Annotated in this window: 19 protein-coding genes; 5 read left to right on the plus strand and 14 right to left on the minus strand. The window is 73.4% G+C overall.

Features of this window, described 5'->3' with window-relative positions; all coding sequences use genetic code 11:
* Window positions 1-14 precede the first annotated feature (14 nt).
* Genes QFW80_RS09870 through QFW80_RS09895 form a run of 6 tightly spaced genes read right to left on the minus strand, consistent with a single transcriptional unit; the run spans window position 15 to window position 6,432 of the window.
* Entirely contained in the window at window positions 15-1,001 is a 987-nt protein-coding gene (locus tag QFW80_RS09870) for an oxidoreductase (RefSeq protein WP_280601678.1), read from the minus strand.
* A 31-nt stretch (window positions 1,002-1,032) separates the two neighbouring features.
* Window positions 1,033-2,151 (minus strand): SDR family oxidoreductase, encoded by a 1,119-nt coding sequence (locus tag QFW80_RS09875; protein WP_280601679.1) that lies wholly within the window; start codon window positions 2,149-2,151, stop codon window positions 1,033-1,035.
* 47 nt (window positions 2,152-2,198) lie between these two features.
* Window positions 2,199-3,143 (minus strand): alpha/beta hydrolase, encoded by a 945-nt coding sequence (locus QFW80_RS09880; protein ID WP_280601680.1) that lies wholly within the window; start codon window positions 3,141-3,143, stop codon window positions 2,199-2,201.
* 1 nt (window position 3,144) lies between these two features.
* Window positions 3,145-3,957, minus strand: coding sequence for a MipA/OmpV family protein (locus QFW80_RS09885; protein WP_280601681.1), 813 nt, complete (start codon window positions 3,955-3,957; stop codon window positions 3,145-3,147).
* Window positions 3,954-5,351: an NTP/NDP exchange transporter gene (locus QFW80_RS09890; protein WP_280601683.1), complete on the minus strand. Its 1,398-nt coding sequence runs from the start codon at window positions 5,349-5,351 to the stop codon at window positions 3,954-3,956. Before QFW80_RS09890 ends, QFW80_RS09885 begins: the two co-directional genes overlap by 4 nt.
* 1 nt (window position 5,352) lies before the next feature.
* Entirely contained in the window at window positions 5,353-6,432 is a 1,080-nt protein-coding gene (locus QFW80_RS09895) for an SDR family oxidoreductase (RefSeq protein WP_280601685.1), read from the minus strand.
* A 173-nt stretch (window positions 6,433-6,605) separates the two neighbouring features.
* On the opposite strand from QFW80_RS09895, the gene QFW80_RS09900 reads away from it, so the two are divergent.
* Window positions 6,606-7,271 carry a response regulator transcription factor gene (locus QFW80_RS09900; protein ID WP_280601686.1) on the plus strand — a complete coding sequence of 222 codons (666 nt, stop codon included), beginning with the start codon at window positions 6,606-6,608 and terminating at the stop codon, window positions 7,269-7,271.
* Window positions 7,268-8,656 carry a sensor histidine kinase gene (locus QFW80_RS09905; protein WP_280601688.1) on the plus strand — a complete coding sequence of 463 codons (1,389 nt, stop codon included), beginning with the start codon at window positions 7,268-7,270 and terminating at the stop codon, window positions 8,654-8,656. Before QFW80_RS09900 ends, QFW80_RS09905 begins: the two co-directional genes overlap by 4 nt.
* Window positions 8,657-8,678: 22 nt before the next feature.
* On the opposite strand, the gene QFW80_RS09910 is transcribed toward QFW80_RS09905, so the two are convergent.
* The 5 genes from QFW80_RS09910 to QFW80_RS09930 are packed head-to-tail and all read right to left on the minus strand — an operon-like array spanning window position 8,679 to window position 15,530.
* A complete protein-coding gene (locus tag QFW80_RS09910; RefSeq protein WP_280601689.1) occupies window positions 8,679-10,079 on the minus strand; it encodes a glycosyltransferase family 2 protein in 1,401 nt (466 codons plus the stop codon).
* The gene (locus QFW80_RS09915) at window positions 10,076-11,161 is read right to left on the minus strand and encodes a HEAT repeat domain-containing protein (protein WP_280601691.1); all 1,086 of its coding nucleotides are present in this window, start codon (window positions 11,159-11,161) and stop codon (window positions 10,076-10,078) included. Before QFW80_RS09915 ends, QFW80_RS09910 begins: the two co-directional genes overlap by 4 nt.
* Window positions 11,162-11,164: 3 nt before the next feature.
* On the minus strand, window positions 11,165-12,331 hold the full coding sequence (locus QFW80_RS09920) for a YaiO family outer membrane beta-barrel protein (RefSeq protein WP_280601692.1): 1,167 nt from the start codon (window positions 12,329-12,331) through the stop codon (window positions 11,165-11,167).
* Window positions 12,328-12,714 (minus strand): response regulator, encoded by a 387-nt coding sequence (locus QFW80_RS09925; protein WP_280601693.1) that lies wholly within the window; start codon window positions 12,712-12,714, stop codon window positions 12,328-12,330. The genes QFW80_RS09920 and QFW80_RS09925 overlap by 4 nt, the downstream gene beginning before the upstream one ends.
* Entirely contained in the window at window positions 12,711-15,530 is a 2,820-nt protein-coding gene (locus tag QFW80_RS09930) for an ATP-binding protein (protein WP_280601694.1), read from the minus strand. Before QFW80_RS09930 ends, QFW80_RS09925 begins: the two co-directional genes overlap by 4 nt.
* A 310-nt stretch (window positions 15,531-15,840) precedes the next feature.
* On the opposite strand from QFW80_RS09930, the gene QFW80_RS09935 reads away from it, so the two are divergent.
* The 3 genes from QFW80_RS09935 to QFW80_RS09945 all read left to right on the plus strand — a co-directional run bounded on the left by QFW80_RS09935 (window position 15,841) and on the right by QFW80_RS09945 (window position 17,010).
* Complete coding sequence (locus QFW80_RS09935; protein WP_280601695.1) at window positions 15,841-16,077, plus strand: hypothetical protein; 237 nt, start codon at window positions 15,841-15,843, stop codon at window positions 16,075-16,077.
* A 253-nt stretch (window positions 16,078-16,330) separates the two neighbouring features.
* Complete coding sequence (locus QFW80_RS09940) at window positions 16,331-16,633, plus strand: autorepressor SdpR family transcription factor (RefSeq protein ID WP_280601697.1); 303 nt, start codon at window positions 16,331-16,333, stop codon at window positions 16,631-16,633.
* Window positions 16,630-17,010 (plus strand): hypothetical protein, encoded by a 381-nt coding sequence (locus QFW80_RS09945; RefSeq protein ID WP_280601698.1) that lies wholly within the window; start codon window positions 16,630-16,632, stop codon window positions 17,008-17,010. Before QFW80_RS09940 ends, QFW80_RS09945 begins: the two co-directional genes overlap by 4 nt.
* Window positions 17,011-17,267: 257 nt before the next feature.
* On the opposite strand, the gene QFW80_RS09950 is transcribed toward QFW80_RS09945, so the two are convergent.
* The 3 genes from QFW80_RS09950 to QFW80_RS09960 form a co-directional block, all read right to left on the minus strand.
* Complete coding sequence (locus QFW80_RS09950) at window positions 17,268-17,942, minus strand: nuclear transport factor 2 family protein (protein WP_280601700.1); 675 nt, start codon at window positions 17,940-17,942, stop codon at window positions 17,268-17,270.
* Window positions 17,939-18,673 (minus strand): SDR family oxidoreductase, encoded by a 735-nt coding sequence (locus QFW80_RS09955; protein ID WP_280601701.1) that lies wholly within the window; start codon window positions 18,671-18,673, stop codon window positions 17,939-17,941. Before QFW80_RS09955 ends, QFW80_RS09950 begins: the two co-directional genes overlap by 4 nt.
* Window positions 18,674-18,743: 70 nt before the next feature.
* Window positions 18,744-19,109, minus strand: a complete 366-nt coding sequence (locus QFW80_RS09960; RefSeq protein WP_280601702.1) for an Atu4866 domain-containing protein — start codon at window positions 19,107-19,109, stop codon at window positions 18,744-18,746.
* Between the last annotated feature and the right edge of the window lie 51 nt (window positions 19,110-19,160).

Consider the following 19,160-nt stretch of genomic DNA (forward strand, 5'->3'; position numbering starts at 1 on the left):
GGTGCTCCGGGGCGTCAGGCGTGCGCGACGTGGCGCAGACGGGCGAAGGGAGCGACGCCGCGAGCATCCGCGCCTTCGCGGGCCTCGTCGGCGACGCGCAGGCCGGTGAGCCGTTCCGATACCTCCCACAGCCGCAGCGCGTGACCAAGGTCGAGTGCGCGATCCGGCACGCGGGCGAAGCTCGGCGCGCCGCGGGTCTCGCTGAAGTACGCGGGCCCGTAGTACGCGCCGCCCTCGGCCTGCGGCGCGGTGGCCGCGAACAGTGTCGGCCAGGCGCCGTTGGCCGCCGGCTGGAACAGGAACCACAGCCAGCGCCGCGCGCGCCCGGCGGCGCTGTCGGGGCCGGCGCCGTTGAGCAGCAGGTCGGTGCGCGAGATGCCGGGGTGCGCGGCGATGCTGCGCAGGCCCCAGCCGAAGGCCTCGCTGCGCCGCTGCAGCTCCATCGCGAACACCAGGCAGGCGAGCTTGGACTGCGCGTAGGCCGCCATCGCGTCGTAGTGGCGTTCGCCCTGCAGGTCGTCGAAGTCGAAGCGGCCCGCGCGCGCGGCGACGCTCGACAGGGTCACCACGCGCGCGTCGGTGCTCCGCCGCAGCAGCGGCAGCAGCTGCGCGGTGAGCGCGAAATGGCCCAGGTGGTTGGTGCCGAACTGCAGCTCGAAGCCGTCGGCGGTGGTGCGGCGCTCGGGCGGGGTCATGACGCCGGCGTTGTTGACCAGCAGGTCGACGCGCTCGAACGAGGCGCGCAGGCGCGCGGCGCAGGCCGCGACCGAGTCGAGGCGTGCGAGGTCGAGCGGCACGTGCTCGACGTCCGCGCCGGGCACGGCCTCGCGGATGCGGCCGGTGGCGTCGGCGCCCTTGGCCGCGTCGCGGCCGGCGATGACGACGCTGGCGCCGGCGCGCGCCAGGGCGAGTGCGGTCTCGAAGCCGAGGCCACCGGTGCCGGTGACCACGGCGGTGCGGCCGCGCTGCGAGGGGATGTCGTGGGGGGTCCAGCGGTCCATGGCGATGCTCCTGTCGGGAAGGCGGCGCGCGTCAGCGCGCGCCGGTGGGGAAGCGGGTGCCGGTCAGCTGCTCGGTGACCGACCACAGGCGCGCGGCGACGTCGGCGTCCTGCGCCGCGGGCGGCACGGTGGCCAGGCCGAGCGGGCCGTTGACCTCCTGCGGGCCGGTGGGGCCGTAGTACGCGCCGCCGACGGCCTCGGGCGCGGTGACGGCGAACAGGGTCGGGATCGCGCCCTGCGCGGCGGTCTGGAAGTGCTCGCGGCGCGCGGCCCACTGCTGGCCCTGTTCGCTGTCCAGGCCCGGTCCGCGCGCGACCAGTTCGGTCACCGCGACGCCCGGGTGCGCGGCCAGGCTCTGCAGGCCCCAGCCGGCGGCCTCGCTGCGCCGCTGCAGTTCGCGCGCGAACATCAGGCAGGCGAGCTTGGACTGCGCGTACGCCACCATCGGCTCGTAGCTGCGCTCGGACTGCAGGTCGTCGAAATCGATCCGTCCGCGCAGCGCGGCGATGCTCGACAGCGTCACCACGCGCGGCGCCTCGCTCCGGCGCAGCAGCGGCAGCAGTTCCGCGGTGAGCACGAAGTGGCCGGCGTAGTTGATCGCGAACTGCGACTCCAGGCCGTCGGGCGAGGTGCCGCGCTCGGGCGGCGCCATGATCGCGGCGTTGTTGATCAGGCCGTCGATGCGCGGCAGCGATTCGCGCAGCCGCGCGGCCAGCGCGCGCACCGTGGCCAGGTCGCCGAGGTCCACGGATTCGAACTGCACCTCCGCGTCCGGGTCCTCGGCGCGGATCTTCGCGATCGATTCGGCGCCGCGCTCGGCGTTGCGGGCGACGATGACCACACGCGCGCCGGCGCCGGCCAGCGCCTTGGCATCCTCGAAGCCCATGCCGCTGGTGCCGCCGGTGACGACGAAGATGCGACCCGCCTGCGACGGCATGTCGGCCGTCGACCAGTCGGGTTTGGGCGCGGCCTGCGCGCGGGCCGTGGTGCTGGCGAAGGCGGCCACAGCCACCAGGCACAGCGCGGCGATGCGCTGGCGCCAGGCGGCGGGGGCATTGCGCGGATCGCGCGTGACCAGGCGCTGGTGGGCGCTGGACAGCGCGCCGGGGCGGTGCGCGCGGGAGGGGGTGGCGAAGCTCTGAATGGGCATGTCGATCTCCTCGTTGGGGGGCGTGGGGAAGTGCGGCGGGGGCCGCGTCAGGGGTCGAGGTGGAACTGCAGGAACGGCGCGATGCGGTCCAGCGCCGGGTCGATGTGCTCGTCGCGGTGATAGAGGTCGTAGTGGCCGGCGCCGGGGATCACCACCAGCGCCTTGTCCGGCCCGCGCGCCAGGCCGTACAGCGCCTGCCCGGTCTCGTACTGGCAGGTGCTGCCCTGGCGGCCGCCGACGATCACCATCAGCGGCTGCACCAGCAGGTCGGGCACCAGGTGGAAGGCGTCGAAGCCGAGCATTGGCCCGAGGCTTCGGAACAGCAGCCGGTTGCTGGCGTTCGGGTGCCGATGCGGCGATTCCCGGTAGAAGCGGATTGCTTCGAGCAGGTCGCGATCGGTGACGCTTTCGGCGCCGGCGGTCTCGAGGCTGTCGGGGATCCACGGCTCGCGCCGTTCGGCCGCGCCGCGTGCGGCGGCGGTGCGCGCGCGGCCCACCTCGGCCAGGCGCGCATGCAGGCGTTCGCCGCGCAGCATGCGGCGGAAGGCGCGGCCGACGTCGGTGGCCACCACCGTGGCCACCGCCTTGAAGCGGTGCTCGGTCAGCGCCGCGTTGACCGCGTAGCCACCGCCGGCGCAGATGCCGAGCACGGCGATGCGCGACTCGTCGACGAACGGCAGCGTCACCAGGTGGTCGACCGCGCAACGCAGGTCCTCGACCCGCGTGGCCGGGTCTTCCAGATCGCGTGGCTCGCCGCCGCTGGCGCCCTGGTGCGACGGATCGAAGGTGATCGCGACGAAGCTGCGCGCGGCCAGCTTGCGCGCGTAGATCGCGCCGACCTGTTCCTTGACGCTGCTGCCGGGCGTGGACAGCACGACGGCCGGCCAGCTGCGGTCCTGGTCGAAGTCCGGCGGCAGGTGCAGCTGCGCGGCGATCGGGATCGCGCCGTTGTGGAACGTCGCCTCGCGCAGGGTGGGGGTCGCGGCGGCCATGTCAGAACCGCCGGCTGAAGCCGAGGAACAGGCGGCCGCTGCGGTCGCTGTCGGGCTCGAGCAGCGGGCTGTCGCGCAGCTCGTCGGGCAGGTGGCTGGCCTCGGCCGAGGCGACCACGTGCCAGGTCGCGCCCAGCGGATGCATCCAGGTCACGCCGATGCGGTGCACCAGCGCCGAGCCCGGCGCGTAGGCGGTCACGCCGCGCGCGACTTCCTCGTCGAGGGTGCCGTAGTAGTAGCCGGCGAGATCGTCCGACAGCAGGCTGCTGCCCACGTTCGCGGTGATCGCCGAGCGCCCGAGCAGCCAGGTGTAGCGGTAGTCGAGGGCGACCTCGAAGCCGTCGCTGGCGTCGCTGACGTCGTGCACCGCCTCCAGCGCGAGCGCGCCCCAGCCGCCGCCGTAGGTCGCGCGGAAGCCGGCGTCGAGGCCGTCGTCGCGATCCTCGAGCAGGGTGGCGTCGACGCCGTTGGCGAGCAGTTCGCTGCGGCCGAGGTCGTCGATGTCGACACCGTCCAGCCGCACCGAGGCGATCGCGTCGAGCGTGAATCCCCCCGACTGCACCAGATGCACGCCCGCGGCGGTGCCGCGCACGAAGAAGCGGTCGCCGTCGAAGCCCAGGAGCGGCACGGGACGCAGCCGCGAGTCTTCGCCGGCGTAGGGGCTGTCGATGGCGATGACGCCGGCGCCGAGCGTCCATTCGCCGCGCGTGGACGGATCGGCGACCGGTGGCGCGGACTGCGCGGCCGCGGCCGCGGACAGGGCGAGGAGGACGCCGCCGGCGCTGCCGGCGATCGCGTGTCGGATCATGGTCATGGGAAGTCCTGCGATGGAGCCGCACTGCCGCGGGTGCGGCGAGGGGGCGCGGCGGGTGGGGGAAACGAGGGCGAGGCATCGGGCGCGGCTTCCGGCGCGGCGCGGCGCGCATGCGCGCGGCCCAGCCACAGGCCCAGCGCGGTCCAGGCGAAGGCCAGCGGCACGACCACGCCCACCAGCCCGCCGAGCGCAAAGCCCAGGCGCCCGAGCAGGCCTTCGACCTGGGCGCCGAGCACGTCGCCGCTGCGGTACACGAAGGTGTCGATCGCGGCCTTGGCCTTGTAGGTGTCCTCGCGGCCCAGCACGGTGAACAGCGCTTCGCGCGCGGGCCGTGTGATGCCGCGCTGCATCGCGCGGTTGCCCGCTTCCAGCACCACCAGCACCACGAACGAGCCGTACGCGGCCAGGCCGATGAAGCCGACCGCGGTCGCCACCGGCAGCAGCGCCAGCGCGATGCCCAGGCCGAAGCGCTGGATCAGCCGGCCGGTCAGCGTGACCTGCAGCACCAGCACCGCGATCTGGGTCCACATGTCGATGCGGCCCATCACCGCGGCGCGCGCATCGGTATCGCCGGCGACATCGGCCACCATCTGCAGCCGGGTGAAGTAGATGAAGGTCGCCATGACCGTCATCAGCAGCACGTAGCCGGCGATCCCGCTCAGGTACGGCGAGCGCACCACCGCGCGCAGCCCGGCCCAGGCGCTGCCACCCACCGGCCCGTCGCGTTCGCGCATCGATGCGGCCTTGCGGTCGGGCAGCAGCCGCAGCAGCCAGCCGCCGAGCGCCAGCGCCGCGAGCACGAACGCGCCGGCCACCAGCAACAGCGCGGGCGTGCCGACCACCTCGGCCAGGCGCGAGGTCAGCCACGGCCCGAAGATCGCGCCCAGGGTGCCGCCGACCGAGATCGGCGCGAACAGGCGCTTGCCCTGGTCGGCATCGAAGCGTTCGGCCAGCAACGCCCAGAACACCATCGTCGCGAACAGGTTGAACACGCTGAACCAGACGTAGAACACCTGCCCGCTGGTGTCGCCCACCGCGCCGGGCGCGAACCGCAGCAGGGCCCAGAACGTGGCCAGGCCGACCGCGAAGAAGCCGTAGGTCGCGGCCAGCAGCGGGAACCGGCGCAGCCGCGCGGCCAGCCAGCCGAACGCCGGGTTCACCGCCAGCGTCACCAGCGCGGTGCCGACGAACAGCCAGCGCACCTGGTCCATGCCCTGCGACATGCCCAGTGCGTCGCGCACCGGGCGCAGCAGCATCAGCGCGGTCAGCACGCAGAAGAAGAACAGCGCCGCGACCGCGACCGCGGCGCGTTCGCCGTGGCGGATGTTCGCCAGCGACTGCAGCAGTCCCGGGCGGCGGCGCGCCGTCGGCGCCGGTGGCGTGGAGCCGCGCATCTCAGCGCACCGCGTCCGCGAAGCGGACGCCGGCCAGCGTCTCGCTCATGTCCCACAGCCGTGCGGACGCGGCTTCGTCGGTGGCGGCCGCGGGTACCCGGGCCAGTCCGAGCGGGCCGCGCAACTCCATCACGCCGGTCGGGCCGTAGTAATGGCCGCCGCGTGCATCGGGCGCGGCTGCGGCATACAGCGTCGGCAGCGCCCCGCGTGCGGCGGGCTGCAGGAGCAGGTGGCCCAGGAGCTGGCGGACGACGCCGTTGTTGGCCTGCAGGTTGGTGCGCGAGACGCCCGGATGCGAGGCGATGCTGCGGATGCCCCAGCCGGCCGCGTCGCTGCGGCGCTGCAGCTCCAGGGCGAACATCAGGGAGGCCAGCTTGGACTGCTGGTAGGCGTCGCCGGGGTCGTAGTCGCGCACGAACTGCGGGTCGTCGAACTGGATCTCGCCCCGCCGTGCGGCGATGCTCGACAGGTTCACCACGCGCGGCGACGGCGCCTTGCGCAGCAGTGGCAGCAGCTCCGCGGTCAGCGCGAAGTGGCCGAGGTAGTTGGTCGCGAACTGCATCTCGTAGCCGTCGGCGGATTCCCCCCGCCGCGGCGGCTCCATGATCCCGGCGTTGTTGACCAGAACGTCGATGCGCGGCAGCGATGCATCGAGGCGCCGCGCGAACCCGCGCACGGACGCCAGGTCGGAGAGGTCGAGCGATTCGAAACGGACCACCGCATCGGGCGTGTCGCCGCGGATCGCCGCCACCGCTTCCGCGCCACGCTCGGCATTGCGGGCCGCGATCACCACCTGCGCGCCGGCGGCGGCCAGCGCCTTCGCGGTCTCGAAGCCGATGCCGCTCGTCCCACCGGTCACCACGACGACGCGGCCATCCTGCGCCGGGATGTCGGCCACGGCCCAGTCGGGCGGGGGTGCGCCCTGCGCCGACGATCGCCCGGCGCTGCAGGCAGTGGCCGCCAGCAGGCAGATCAGGGTCAACGCGGTGCGCCAGCGCGCGGGGCGACGGGCGGCGCGGACGCGTGGTGCGTGGTCGCGGTCTTCCGGCGGATGCGCGGTGGAGAGGGTGGGGGCGGTCATCGGCGTGCTCCTGCATGCGGCGGCCGTCGGGGATGCGGCCGTGGCGATGGAGGTCATGCTCGATGCCGGCGATTAATTCGCGTTTAAGCGATGGGCCTGCTGCACGTGCGCACTTAAAACCGTTTTAATGGGCGCCACGCATGATTGCCGGCACCGCCTGCGCACAGCCCCCAATGGACGAAATCCTGCTGGTCGAAGACGACCATATGCTCGGGCGCGCGCTCACCGCGGCGCTGGCCCAGGAGGGCTGGCGCGTGGTGCATTGCGAGGACGCGGCCGCCGCGCGCGCGGTGCTGATCGACCACGCCTTCGTCGCCGTGCTGCTCGACCTCGGCCTGCCGCAGGGCTCCGGGCTCGACGTGCTCGCCGCGATGCGCGCGCGCTACGATCCCACGCCGGTGCTGGTGATCACCGCGCGCGACCAGCTCAGCGACCGCGTGCGCGGGCTCGACGCCGGCGCCGACGACTACATCGTCAAGCCGTTCCAGCGCGACGAGATGCTGGCGCGGCTGCGCGCGGTGCTGCGCCGCAGCCGCGGCGCGGTGACGCCGATGCTGCACTGGCGCGACGTCGAGATCGATCCGGCCGCGCGCGTGGTCAGCCGCGGCGGCGAGCGCGTCGCGCTGAGCGCGAACGAACTGCGCATCCTGCTGACGCTGTTCGAGGCGCGCGGGCGCGTGCTCGGCCGCGAGCAGCTGCAGGCGCGGCTGTACGGCAGCGACGGCGGCGTGGGCAGCAACACGGTGGCGGTCTACGTGCACCAGCTGCGGCGCAAGCTGGGCGACGGCGTGGTCGTCACCGAACACGGCCACGGCTACCGCGCCGGGGACGAGTCGTGATCCGCGCGCCCCGGTCGTTGCGCACGCGGCTGCTGGCCGCGCTGGCGATCGTGCTGTTCACCGGCTGGGCCGGCTGGTTCGCGCTGCAGTATGTGCAGATGTCCAAGCGCCAGGTGGGCGACCTCGACGGCATGATCCGCAACGTCGCCGAGCAGATCCTGCAGTCGCTGCCGCAGGACATCACCGGCGCCGCGCAGCAGCCGCGGCGCTTCGAGCTCGACCTGGAGGAGAAGAAGACCCTCGGCAAGTTCGACCTGCTCGCGTTCCAGGCCTGGGACCTCGGCGCCGGGCGGCGGCTGGTGTCGTCGCGTTCCGCGCCGGCGCAGGCGATGGTGGACGACTTCGAGGACGGCTTCACCTCGCAGTCGATCGACGGCGTGCCCTGGCGGGTGTACGCGGTGCGCGACCTGGGCGGCCGCGTGCAGGTGCAGGTGGGCATCCCCGAAGCGGCGGTGCACATGGAGATGAAGCGCTGGTTCCGCTCCAGCCTCGGCACCGCGCTGGCGCTGCTGCTCGCACTGGGGCTGGCGGTGTGGCTGGTGATCGAGTGGTCGCTGCGGCCGGTGGCGCGGCTGGGCGAGGCGCTCAATGCGCGCGCGCCGCTGGATTTCGCGCCGCTGCCCGATGCCGGCCTGCCGAGCGAGGTGGTGCCCCTGGTGCAGGGCTTCAACCGGCTGCTCGAGCGGCTGGCGCAGGCGCTGCAGCACGAACGCGAGTTCCTCGGCGAGGCCGCGCACGAACTGCGCACCCCGCTGGCCGCGCTGCTTGCGCAGGCCCAGGTGCTGCAGCACGCCGGCGACCGCGAGGAGGCGCGCCTGGCGCTGTCGGAGCTGATCGCCGGCATCGAACGCACCTCGCGGCTGGCGCAGCAGCTGCTCGACGCGGCGCGGGTGGAGGCGGGCGGCGGCGCCCGCGCGACCGACCTGGACCTGGCCCTGGTCGCTGGCATGGTCGCCGACGAGTTCGCCCAGGTGGCAACGCGCGAAGGCCGCAGGCTCGAACTGGAACTGCGCCACGCGCCGGTGCGCGGCGACATCGACGATCTCGGCATCCTGGTGCGCAACCTGCTCGACAACGCCCTGCGCCACGGCGGCGACGGCGCGCGCGTGCGCCTGTCCACCGACGTGGTCGCCGAGGGCGACGCGCGCATCGGCGTGCTGCGGGTGGCCGACGATGGTCCCGGCATCCCCGACGCCGACCGCGAACGCGTGTTCGAGCGCTTCTACCGCGGTGCCAACGGCCACCGCAGCGCGGGCATCGGCATGGGCCTGTCGCTGGTGCAGCGCGTGGTCTCCGCCCACGGCGGCGCGGTGCGCTGCACCGCGGGCCTCGGCGGGCGCGGCTGCGCGATCGAGGTGCGGCTGCCGCTGCGGGGGCAGGACTGAGCCGCACCGGTCGCGACCCGTCCTACTGCCCCCACTTCCCGCTGCGCCGCATCACTCCCCAGTTGTGCTTGCGGCGCGAGAACCACTGCCACATCCCGCGGCAGCGCCACAGGGTGTTGAGCTGGCGGTAGCCGAGGTTCTCCAGCACCGCCATCGCGAACATCAGCAGCATGTCGCGCTTGCGCGCGTACACGCGGAACGACAGGGTCTCCAGCAGCAGCCCGTTGACCGACAACAGGATGCCCATGCCGATCGCCACCAGCAGGAACACCACCAGCGCCGCGGAGGAGATCACGCCCAGGGCGAAGCCGCCGATCATCACCACGTAGCCGGCCAGCTCGATCAGTGGGCCGATCCACTCGAACACGGCCATGAACGGCCACGCCAGCAGGCCGGCCGCGCCCGCGCGCGGGCTCAGCGCCAGGCGCGCGTGCCGGGTCAGGCTCTCGGCCAGGCCGCGCTGCCAGCGGCTGCGCTGGCGGCCGAGCGTGCCCAGGTCCTCCGGCGCCTCGGTCCAGCAGATCGGGTCGGGCAGGTAGCGGATGCGATACGGGATGCGGCGCTCGCGGTGCCAGCGGTGCAGGCGCACCACCAGCTCCATGTCCTCGCCGACGGTGGTGGTGCTGTAGCCGCCCACCGCCAGCACCCGCTCGCGGTTGAACAGGCCGAACGCGCCGGAGATGATCAGCACCGCGTTGAGCGGCGACCAGCCCAGGCGGCCGAGCAGGAACGCGCGCAGGTATTCGACGATCTGGAACCGCGCCACCCAGTTGCGCGGCAGTCCCGCGCGCACCAGGAAGCCGCCGCGCACCTCCGAGCCGTTGGCCAGGCGCACGGTGCCGCCGGCGGCCACGGTGCGCTCGTCCTCCAAGAACGGCTGCACCACGCGCAGCAGGCTGTCGCGCTGCAGGATGGAGTCGGCGTCGACCGCGCAGAACAACGTGTGGCGCGCGGCGTTGATGCCGGCGTTGAGCGCGTCGGCCTTGCCGCCGTTCTCCTTGTCGATCACCCGCAGGTTGGCGTAGCGCCGCGAGCGGTAGACCACGCGGATCGGCTTGTGCTCCAGCGTGCGCCGCATCGGCTCGGGATGCGGCACCAGCTCGAACTCCTCGCGCAGCACGTCGAGCGTGCGGTCGCGCGAGCCGTCGTTGATCACCACCACCTCGAAATCCGGGTACTGCAGCTGCAGCATCGAGCGCACCGAAGTGCGGATGGTCGCCTCCTCGTTGTAGCCGGGCACCAGCAGCGAGATCGGCGGCTCCACGCCGAGGTATGGGGCCTCGTCGCCGAGCGCGCTGCGCTGGCGCATGTAGCCGCGCAGGCTGGCCATCGACAGCAGGTTGAGCGCCAGGTAGCCGCCGTTGAGCGCGAGGAAGTAGCCAATGAAGACCACCTGCGCCCACCACAGCCAGCTGCCGCTCACGGATGCCGCTCCGCGATCGCGCGCCGCAGCGCGTCGCGGCCGTAGCGGTCGGCGACGGTGTCGGCGATGCGCTCCACCGCGGCGCGGTCGAACCCGGGCTGCGCGGCGATCGCGTCGGCCGCTTCCTGGCGCACGGCCCAGTCGGGATCGGGCAGCAGGGCGAGCAGCTGGTCGAGGTCCCTGAGCGCGGCCTGCTTGCCCAGCGCCTTGAGCGCGGCCAGGCGCACGCCCGCGTCGGCATCGGCCAGTGCCTGCGACAGCCGCGGCCGGTCGGCCCCGTCGCGCAGCGAGCCGACCACCTGCAGGGCGGCCTGGCGCAGGGCGGGATCGTGGGATCCGGGCGGGCCATCGAGCACCGCGCGGGCCCAGCCGGCGAGCACGGCCGGATCCGCCCACTGCGTGAGGGGCGCGATCCGCCGCTGCGCGGCTGCCGGCGCGGACTGCAGCGCGTCGAGCAGCGGTAGCGACACCGCCGCGCGTCCGGCCAGCTGGCACAGCGCGGCGACGCGCTGCGGCGTCCAGTCCTGGCGCGCCACCGCGACCGGCAGCACGTCGCGCATCGCCCGCGGCGCGTCGATGGTGACCAGCACTTCGGCCGCCGCCAGCGCGAGGAAGGGATTGTCGTGGCGCAGGAAGCGCGCCACCACGTCCCAGTGCACGGCGTCGGCGAGTTCGCGCAACACCGCCAGCGCGAGCAGGCGCAGGTGGATGCCGCGGCGGCGCAGCAGGTCCAGCGCGAACCGGTCCAGCGCGTACGCCTCCAGCACGCGGTTGAGGCGCGCATGCGCCTCGCCGCGCAACTGGCGCTGGGTGCGGCTCCACAGCAGCAGGAACCACAGCCGCTGCTGCGCGCGCGGCGCGGGCCACGGCGGCGGCGCGCAGTCGGAGAGCGAGGCCTCGGCCAGGCGTGGCCGCCAGTCGGCGTCGAAGCCGCGGCGCCGTGCCAGCTGACGGCTGCCGAGTTCGGCCAGCACCAGCACCTGGCCCATGGTCAGCAGCGTCAACACCGCCAGCGCGGCGGTGACGTACACGGCCCAGCGCAGGACCGGATCGACCAGGGCGATGGCGAGCCAGTCGGGCATGGCTCAGAACGCCCGCCGCACGCCCAGCTGCAGCCAGCGACGGTCGTGGAAATCGCCCTGGCGCACGTAGCCCACGCCCCACTGCAGCGACCAGGTGGACGACAGGCCGTGGCGTCCCTGCAGCGCGAGCGCCCGCACCCGGCTGGCGACGATCCCGGTGCCCTGCTGCACGTCCTCGCTGCCCGCGGTCAGCCGCAGGCCGATCACGTCGCGCTCGCCGTAGTAGCGGTCGACCGCGGCGTCGTGGCCGTTGACGCGTTCGCCGTCGACGTCGGTGCGGTTGAAGGTATAGCCCAGCCGCCAGTCGCCGACGTACTGCTCCAGCGCCAGCGCCAGCCGTTCGACGGTCGCCTCCGGGTAGCGCGTGCGGCGCAGGCCGGCGGCCAGCACCGTGCCGCCTTCGAACGCGTGCTGCATGCGCACGTCGCCGAACCAGCGCGGCTGGAAGTCCGAGCCGGGCCAGGCGCCGCCATCGAGCTGCAGCGTCCAGCGCGGCGCCACCGGCAGCGCGATCCCCGCCTCCAGGCCGCTGTCGACCAGTCCGAAGCGGCGTTCGCGCGCGGCGGCGACGTACCAGCCGCGCCCGTCGCCGCGGCCGGACACGTCGAGGCGCTGGCCCTGCCAGGCCTCGAGGCCCTGCGTCAGCCATTCGTGGCGCAGGCCGAGGCCGATCTCGCGCATGCGGGGCGCAACTGGATCTCCTCCGTCCACCAGGCGATCGCCTGCGGGACGTTCCGGCGCTGCCGCCTGCATCGGCGCGGGCGCAGGGTCCGGCGTCATCTGCCGGCGCAGGTCGTCCACGCCCGGATACCCGGGCGTGATCGCCTCCAGCCGTGCCACGCTCGCCTGCGCCGCGGCGCGGTCGCCCGACCAAAGCTGCGCCTGGGCGCGGCCGAACAGGTAGTCGGCATTGCCGGGTTCGCGCGCCAGCAGCGCGTCGTACAGCGGCAGCGCCTCGGCCGCGCGCTGCTGCCAGGCCAGCACCCGCGCCAGCTGGAAGCGCGCGGCATCGTCGTCGGGTGCCACCGCCAGCCGCGCGCGCAGCAGCCGCTCGGCGCCCGCCCAGTCCTGCGCCGCCAGGCGCGCGTCCACCTCGGGCCCGACCTGCGCGGCGGCCTGCGTGCCCGCCAGCGCCAGCAGCGCGGCCAGCACGCTGCGCGCGACCCTCATGCCGCCCTCCGCAGCAGCCGCCGCAGCCGCGCCAGCACCTCTTCGGGCTGGAACGGCTTGGTCACGTAGTCGTCGGCGCCGAGGTCGAGCGCGCGCACGATGTCCACCTCGCGCGCCTTGGCGGTGAGCATCAGCACCGGCACGTCGCGCCAGCCGGGCTGCGCGCGCAGCCGCTCCACGATCTCGATGCCGTCGTGGTAGGGCAGCATGATGTCCAGCACCACCGCGTGCGGCGGCGGCTGCTCCAGCCGTGCCAGCGCCTCGCGCCCGTCGGCGGCGTGGTCCACCGTGAAGCCTTCGCGCTGGAACAGGAAGCGCAGGATGTAGGCGATGTCCTCCTCGTCCTCGACCACCAGCACCCGTGGTGCGGCCCGTTCGTTCATCGCGTCGGATCTCCTTGTGTCGTGGCCCGCGGAGGCCAGTTGCGCAGGTAGTCGCCGATCACCGCCGCCAGGGTGGCGCCGCTGTGGCGCGACTTCACCAGCCGTCGCAGCACCAGGCCGCTGTCGGCGCCGGGCACCACCGCGTCGGTGTCCAGCGCGGAGAAGATGATCGCGAGCGTCGGCGGGCTGGCGGCCGCGAGTTCGGCCAGCAGTTCGCTGCCGTCGCCGTCGGGCAGCATCAGGTCGAGGATGACCAGGTCGTGGTGGCGGGCCGCCAGTTCGCGGCGCGCCTCGGCGAGGCTGCCCGCGCCGTGCAGCCGCAGCGCCTCGTCCTCCAGCAGGTGCGCGACCAGGGTGCGCAGGTCGGCGTCGTCCTCCACGTGCAGCACCTGCGCGGGCGCTCCGGAACCGCGCAGGCAGGCGCGCACCGCCTCGACCACGCGCCCCGGATCCAGCGGCTTGTGCAGCCAGTCGACGATGCCCACCGCGCCGCCGCTCACCGCCTCGCGCTCGGGTGCCGGCGGCTGCACGCCCAGCGCCAGGATCGGCAGGTGGCGGTAGGCCTGCTGGCTGCGCAGCGCGCGCACGAACGCCAGCCCGTCCTCGTCGGGCAGCGCGAGGTTGACCGTGAGCGCGTACACCGGGGTGGAGGCCAGCACCTGTCGCGCCTGGGCGGCGGAGGCGGCCACCACGGTCGCGTGGCCGTGCTGTTCCAGCAGCGCCGCAAGCTGCGTCGCCGCGGCCGCGTCGCCATCCACCAGCAGCACGCGCTGGCGGCCCTCGGCGTCGACCGGCGGGACCGCATTGCGCCGCGCCAGCGGCAGGCGCACGAAGAAGCAGGTGCCGTGGTCGGTCTGGGTATCGAAGCCGATGCTGCCGCCGAGCTGCTCGACCAGCGAGCGGGTGATCGCCAGCCCGAGGCCGGTGCCGCCGCGCGTGCGCACGTCGGACGAATCGGCCTGGGCGAAGCGTTCGAACACGCGCCCGCGGAACGCCTCGGGTATCCCGGCGCCGCGGTCGGCGACCGAGACCTCGACGTGGTCGTCGCGCAGCGCCAGCACCACCACCACCTCCTCGCCCGGCGGCGAGTGCTTGATCGCGTTCGACAGCAGGTTCGCCATCACCTGGGCGAAGCGGTCCGGGTCCACGTCCACCTCGGCGTCCTCGCCGGGCACCAGGTGCACGCGCACGCCGAACTCGCCGGCGTAGCCGCCGATCTGCTCGATCGCCTGCGCCAGCAGCGGCCGCAGCGCCAGCGGCTGCAGGTTCAGCACCAGGCGGCCGCTCTCCAGCTTCTCGATGTCGAGGATGTCGTTGATCAGCCGCACCAGCCGCTCGCTGTTCTTGTGCGCGATCTCCAGCAGCGGCCGCATCGCTTCGGGCACCTCGCCGGCCATGCCGCCGGTGACCATCGACAGCCCGCCGCGGATCGCGGTCAGCGGCGTGCGCAGCTCGTGGCTGACGGTGGAGATGAATTCGGCCTTCATGCGTTCGACCTGGCGCCGCGCGGAGACGTCCACCGCCACCGCGAGCACCAGCGGCTGCTGGTCGGACAGCGCCATCGGCCGCTTCAGCAGTTGCAGCCAGCGTTCCCGACCGTGGACGTCGGCCACCGCCAGCTCGGGGCGGCGCAGTTCCGAGTCCTCGCGCAGCAGCGCGGTATCGCCCTCGAGCAGCGGCGCCAGCAGGTCGCCGCCGGGCAGGTCCTCCACGCGCTGGCCTTCGACCTGCCCGGGCTGCAGGCCCAGCAGGGCCGCGAAGGCCTGGTTGCACAGCAGCACCCGGCCGCCGGCGTCGCGCACGAAGATCAGGTTCTCGTCGGCGTCCACCACGCTGCGCAGGAACGCCTGCTGGTCGCGCAGGCGTCGGCGCGCGCGCGCCGCCTCGGTGACGTTGCGCACGATGGCCAGGCTTTCGCCGCCGTCGCTGCGCGCGATCCGCACCTCGTGGTCGCGACCGTTGTCGTCGTGCCAGTCGAACGCGACCAGGCTGCGGTCCGGATGGCGGGCGAGGTCGGCGAACGCGCCGGCCAGCCCGGCCGGTACTTCGCCGCGCCGGCCGCTGGCCTGCGACAGCACCTTGATGCGGCCGTCGGCATGCAGTTCGTACAGGTCGTCGGGCACCGCGCGCAGCAGCGCGGCCTGGCGCGCCTCGCCGGCACTGGCGATGCGCGCCAGCTGCGCCTGGCGCCGCAGGGTGCGGTTCATCGCGCGCAGGAACCACACCATCAGCAGCGCGATCACCAAGCTGCCGCCCAGCACCTGCCAGCGGCCGCGTTCCAGGATCGAGGCGGCCAGCGCGGTCCGCGCGGCCAGCAACGCGCGTTCCTCCGACTCGAGCGCGCCCAGTTCGGCGCGCAGCGCGTCCATCGTTTCCTTGCCGCCGGCCATGGCCATCACCTGCGCCGCCTGTTCCAGCCCGAGCCGGTCGCGCCGGGCGACATTGGCCGCCGCGATCTCCAGCCGGCGGGCGATGTCCGCGTCCAGCGTGCCCAGCCACGCCTCGCGACCGCGGCCGGCCAGCCTGCGTCCGAGTTCGCCGCGCAGCGCCGCCACGCGCGCGCGACCGTCGCGGTAGGGCGCGAGATACGCCGGATCCGCGGTCAGCACGTAGCCGCGCGAGCCGGTCTCCACGTCCTGCAGCGCCGAGAACATGCCCTGCACCACGGTGATCAGCTCGAGGCTGTCGGCGATCGCGGCGTTGGTGTCGAGCAGCACCTCCTGGGTGCGCTTGCCCTGCCAGGCCATCAGGCTCAGCAGCACCAGCGCGGCGGCGAAGCCGAGGTTGTGCAGGGTCGTCCCGGACGGGAGGCGCAAGTGAGGTCACCTGAAGCGGTCCGGGCCGATGCTAGCGGCTCGCCGTCGTGATGTCGTGGACTCAGGTCGCAGGCCCGGACGCAGTTCACGTCCGGCGGTGCGCCGCGACCACGCGAAGTCGACATCCCCGGTGGTAACACGCAGGCACTCGCCCCCGCGCTGCGCCGCTCCGCGCACGGGCCCGGATACCGCCCGTGCCGCAGCGTGGCGCTGCGCTGCGACGGCGAGGCGATGGCACAGCGATCGCGATCGCGAAGCAAAGGCAGTCGCGAGGCACGAACACGGCGACGCGAGACGAGGACGCGAACCGATGACACCCTACCGCGATGCCGACGGTGATTCGGGCGTGGCCGCCTACGAAAGCGGCCCCGGATGGATCGTGGTGCGCTTCCACCGCGGCGGCACCTACCGCTACGACGACAGCCATCCCGGACGCCTGCACGTGCTGGAGATGCAGCGCCTGGCCGCCGCCGGCAACGACCTCAACACCTACATCAACCGTCACGTCCGCGACGACTACGCGCAACGCATCACGTCGCCCGGATAAGCCGTTGCCCGTAGCCCGGATAAGCCCGCAGGGCGCATCCGGGCGCGCCGAGACCGGACTCGCGCCACGCCGTCCGCGTCTTCCCGTTCGCCTGCGCGGTTTGCGCGCTTGACGGTTCCGGAGGTGGTGCCGTGGCCCCGGGTGCGGCTTCGCCTTACCCGGGCTACGTGGCCCGCGCGTAGCACGGACAAGCCCGCAGGACGCATCCGGGGCCCGCCTTGACATAATTCGATGATTAGCTAATCATCGCAACATGAGCCAGGTGTTCAAAGCCCTTTCCGATCCCACCCGCCGACGCGTGCTGCAGCTGCTGCGCGAGGGCCCGCTGAGCGCGGGCGAACTGAGTGACCAGTTCGACGTGTCCAAGCCGACGATGTCGGCGCACTTCGCGGTGCTGAAGGAGGCCGACCTCGTGGACACCGAGAAGTCCGGCAAGTCCGTCATCTACCACCTCAAGCTCTCGGTGCTGGAGGAAGCGCTGCTGGGCTTCGTGCATTCCGTCGGCGTGGGCACGAGCGCATCGAAAACCAGGAAAAAGAGGGAGATCGCACGATGAACAGGGAACTGACCGGCTACATTGCCTGGGCCGTCGGCATCATCGCCGTGGCGCTGGTGGCGAGCTACGCACGCAAGCTCGGCCATATCGACCAGGACACCACCACGCGCGTGGTGATCGGACTCAACGGGCTGATGATCGCCTGGATCGGCAACCGCATGCCCAAGGCCGTGGCGCCGAGCGTCGCGGTCGCCAGGGTCAAGCGGCTCGGCGGCTGGTCGATGGTGCTCAGCGGCCTGGTCTACGCGGGCCTGTGGGCGTTCGCGCCGATCCCGGTGGCGGTCGCGGGCGGCTGCGCCGCGATCATCCTCGGCATCGCGGTGACGTTCGCCTACTGCATGCGGCTGCGACGCAGGGCGAACACCGGCGTCGCTTGAATGACATCGCGGTCCTGTCTCTCTTCGTGGCGGCCGTTCCGGGAGGCGTGAAGCGTGGAGTCTTCAAGCTCGTTCGCCCACCGTCCGATCGATGCTCGACGCAGTCGCAGGTCGCGCGGCGCCTGCCAAACCCCGGGTGCGGCTTCGCCTTACCCGGGCTACGCCGGAACCGCTTGCGTCGCCCGGACAAGCCCGCAGGGTGCATCCGGGGCGGTGGCCGCGGAGCACTCCGGGGGCGCTGTCCTCCCAACTCCCGATCACTCCATCAGCGCCTGCAGCGCCCAGGTGTCGAGGAAGGCGACCACGCGCACGATGCGGCCGTCGGTGTCGAACACCATGTGCCAGGCGTAGTGGTTGGCGTAGGTGCCGCCGTCGTTCGCGCGCGCGGTGCCGCGCCAGACCGCCACCACCGTATCGCCCTGCGCCACCAGGTGGTCGAGCTCGGGCACGATCGGCGTGGCCAGGCGCGCGGTGATCGGCGCGACCGCGTTGTCCATGAAGTCGCGCTTGCCGCGGTAGACGCCCGAGACCGGACTGTCGCCGGCAACGGTCCACACGGCGTCCTCGTGCAGCAGGTCGAACACGTTGCCGGTGCCGGCGCGCCAGGCCTCGAAGGCGGCGCGGACGCGGGCCTCGTTCGCCGCGGTGCGGGTGCCGGCATCGGCCCGCGACGGCGCCGCCGAGTTCGCCGAGGCGAGGCCCGACGGGATGGCGCCGTATGCGGCCGGTCTCGCCTGCGACGCGGAGGCGAGGCCCGAGACCAGCAGTGTTCCCGCCAGCAGCCACCCGCACCGCGCGCGCGCGCCTCCGCCTCCGGCACCTGCTCGCGGCGCCGGGGGAAGGAGGGAGCGACGCGTCACGCCGGCCTCGGCGGGCGCACGCGTGCGGGGCGCGCCGACGCGCAGGGACACACCGTTCCCGATGCCGCTCATGCCGGGCTCCTGACGTGGCGGACCACGATGTCGGTGGTGTCCACGTCGGCCGGCTGGGCGATGGCGTGGGCGATGGCGTTGGCGATCGCCTCGGGCTTGAGCGCGATCTGGCGGAACTGGTCGATCGTCTTGGCGGTCTCGGCGTGGGTGATGGTGTTCGCGAGTTCCGATTCCACCGCGCCGGGGTACACGCAGGTCACGCGCACGACGTCGCTCTCCATGCGCAGGCCCTCGGAGATCGCGCGCACCGCGTACTTGGTGGCGCAGTACACCGCGGCGCTGTGCATCACGAACAGGCCGGCGATCGAGGACACGTTGACCACGTGGCCGTGGCCCTGGGCTTCCATCCGCGGCAGCACGGCGGCGATGCCGTGCAGCACGCCGCGGATGTTGACGTCGATCATCGTGTCCCATTCGTCGGTCTTGAGCGCCGACAGAGGCGCCAGCGGCATCACGCCGGCGTTGTTGACCAGTACGTCGACGCGGCCGTAGCGGGCGACGGCGTCGTCGACGAAGGCCTGCATGTCCTCGCGCGAGGTCACGTCCAGCACGCGCGCATGCGCGGTGCCGCCGTCGGCGGCGATGCCGGCGGCCAAGGCCTGGAGCCGGTCGGTGCGGCGCGCGCCCAGCACCACGGTGGCGCCGCGTGCGGCCAGCGTGCGAGCGGTGGTCTCGCCGATGCCGCTGCTGGCGCCGGTGATGAGCACGATCCTGTCGTTGAGGTCTTTCATGGTCGGGTTTCCTGTTGCAGTGGGGGAAGGGACGCACCGCGCGGAGGGCGGTGGTGCGGCGGCGCCGGGCTCAGCGCGCGCCGGACGGGGCGGCCGGATCGGCCCCGGGCACCACCCGGCGCAGCACCATGCCGCCGTGGTGCAGCACGTGCTCCGACACGAACACACCGTCGGCGGTGAAGCCGGTGTCGTCCACGTAGTCGATGTGGTTGCCGGTGACCCGGTAGCGGCCCTGGTAGGCGCTTTCGCGCGTGCCGCGGGCCTCGTCGTAGCGCCCGTCGGGCAGCAGGGCGTGGCGCACGCGACCGTCGTCGGTGACCCACAGGCCGACGTAGGGGTGCGGGTCGGCCGCGGGCGCGGGGCCGGAGGCCGCCAGGGCGCCAGCGAGCAGGGCCGGGGCCAGGGCGCTGGCGGGGCGGCGGGGGGAATCGGTCATGGCGGGACTCCGTCGTTGGGCTCGGGAGAGACGATAGGGGCCGGAGACTGT

Source organism: Luteimonas rhizosphaericola (assembly GCF_029888045.1).
Classification (GTDB): domain Bacteria; phylum Pseudomonadota; class Gammaproteobacteria; order Xanthomonadales; family Xanthomonadaceae; genus Luteimonas; species Luteimonas rhizosphaericola.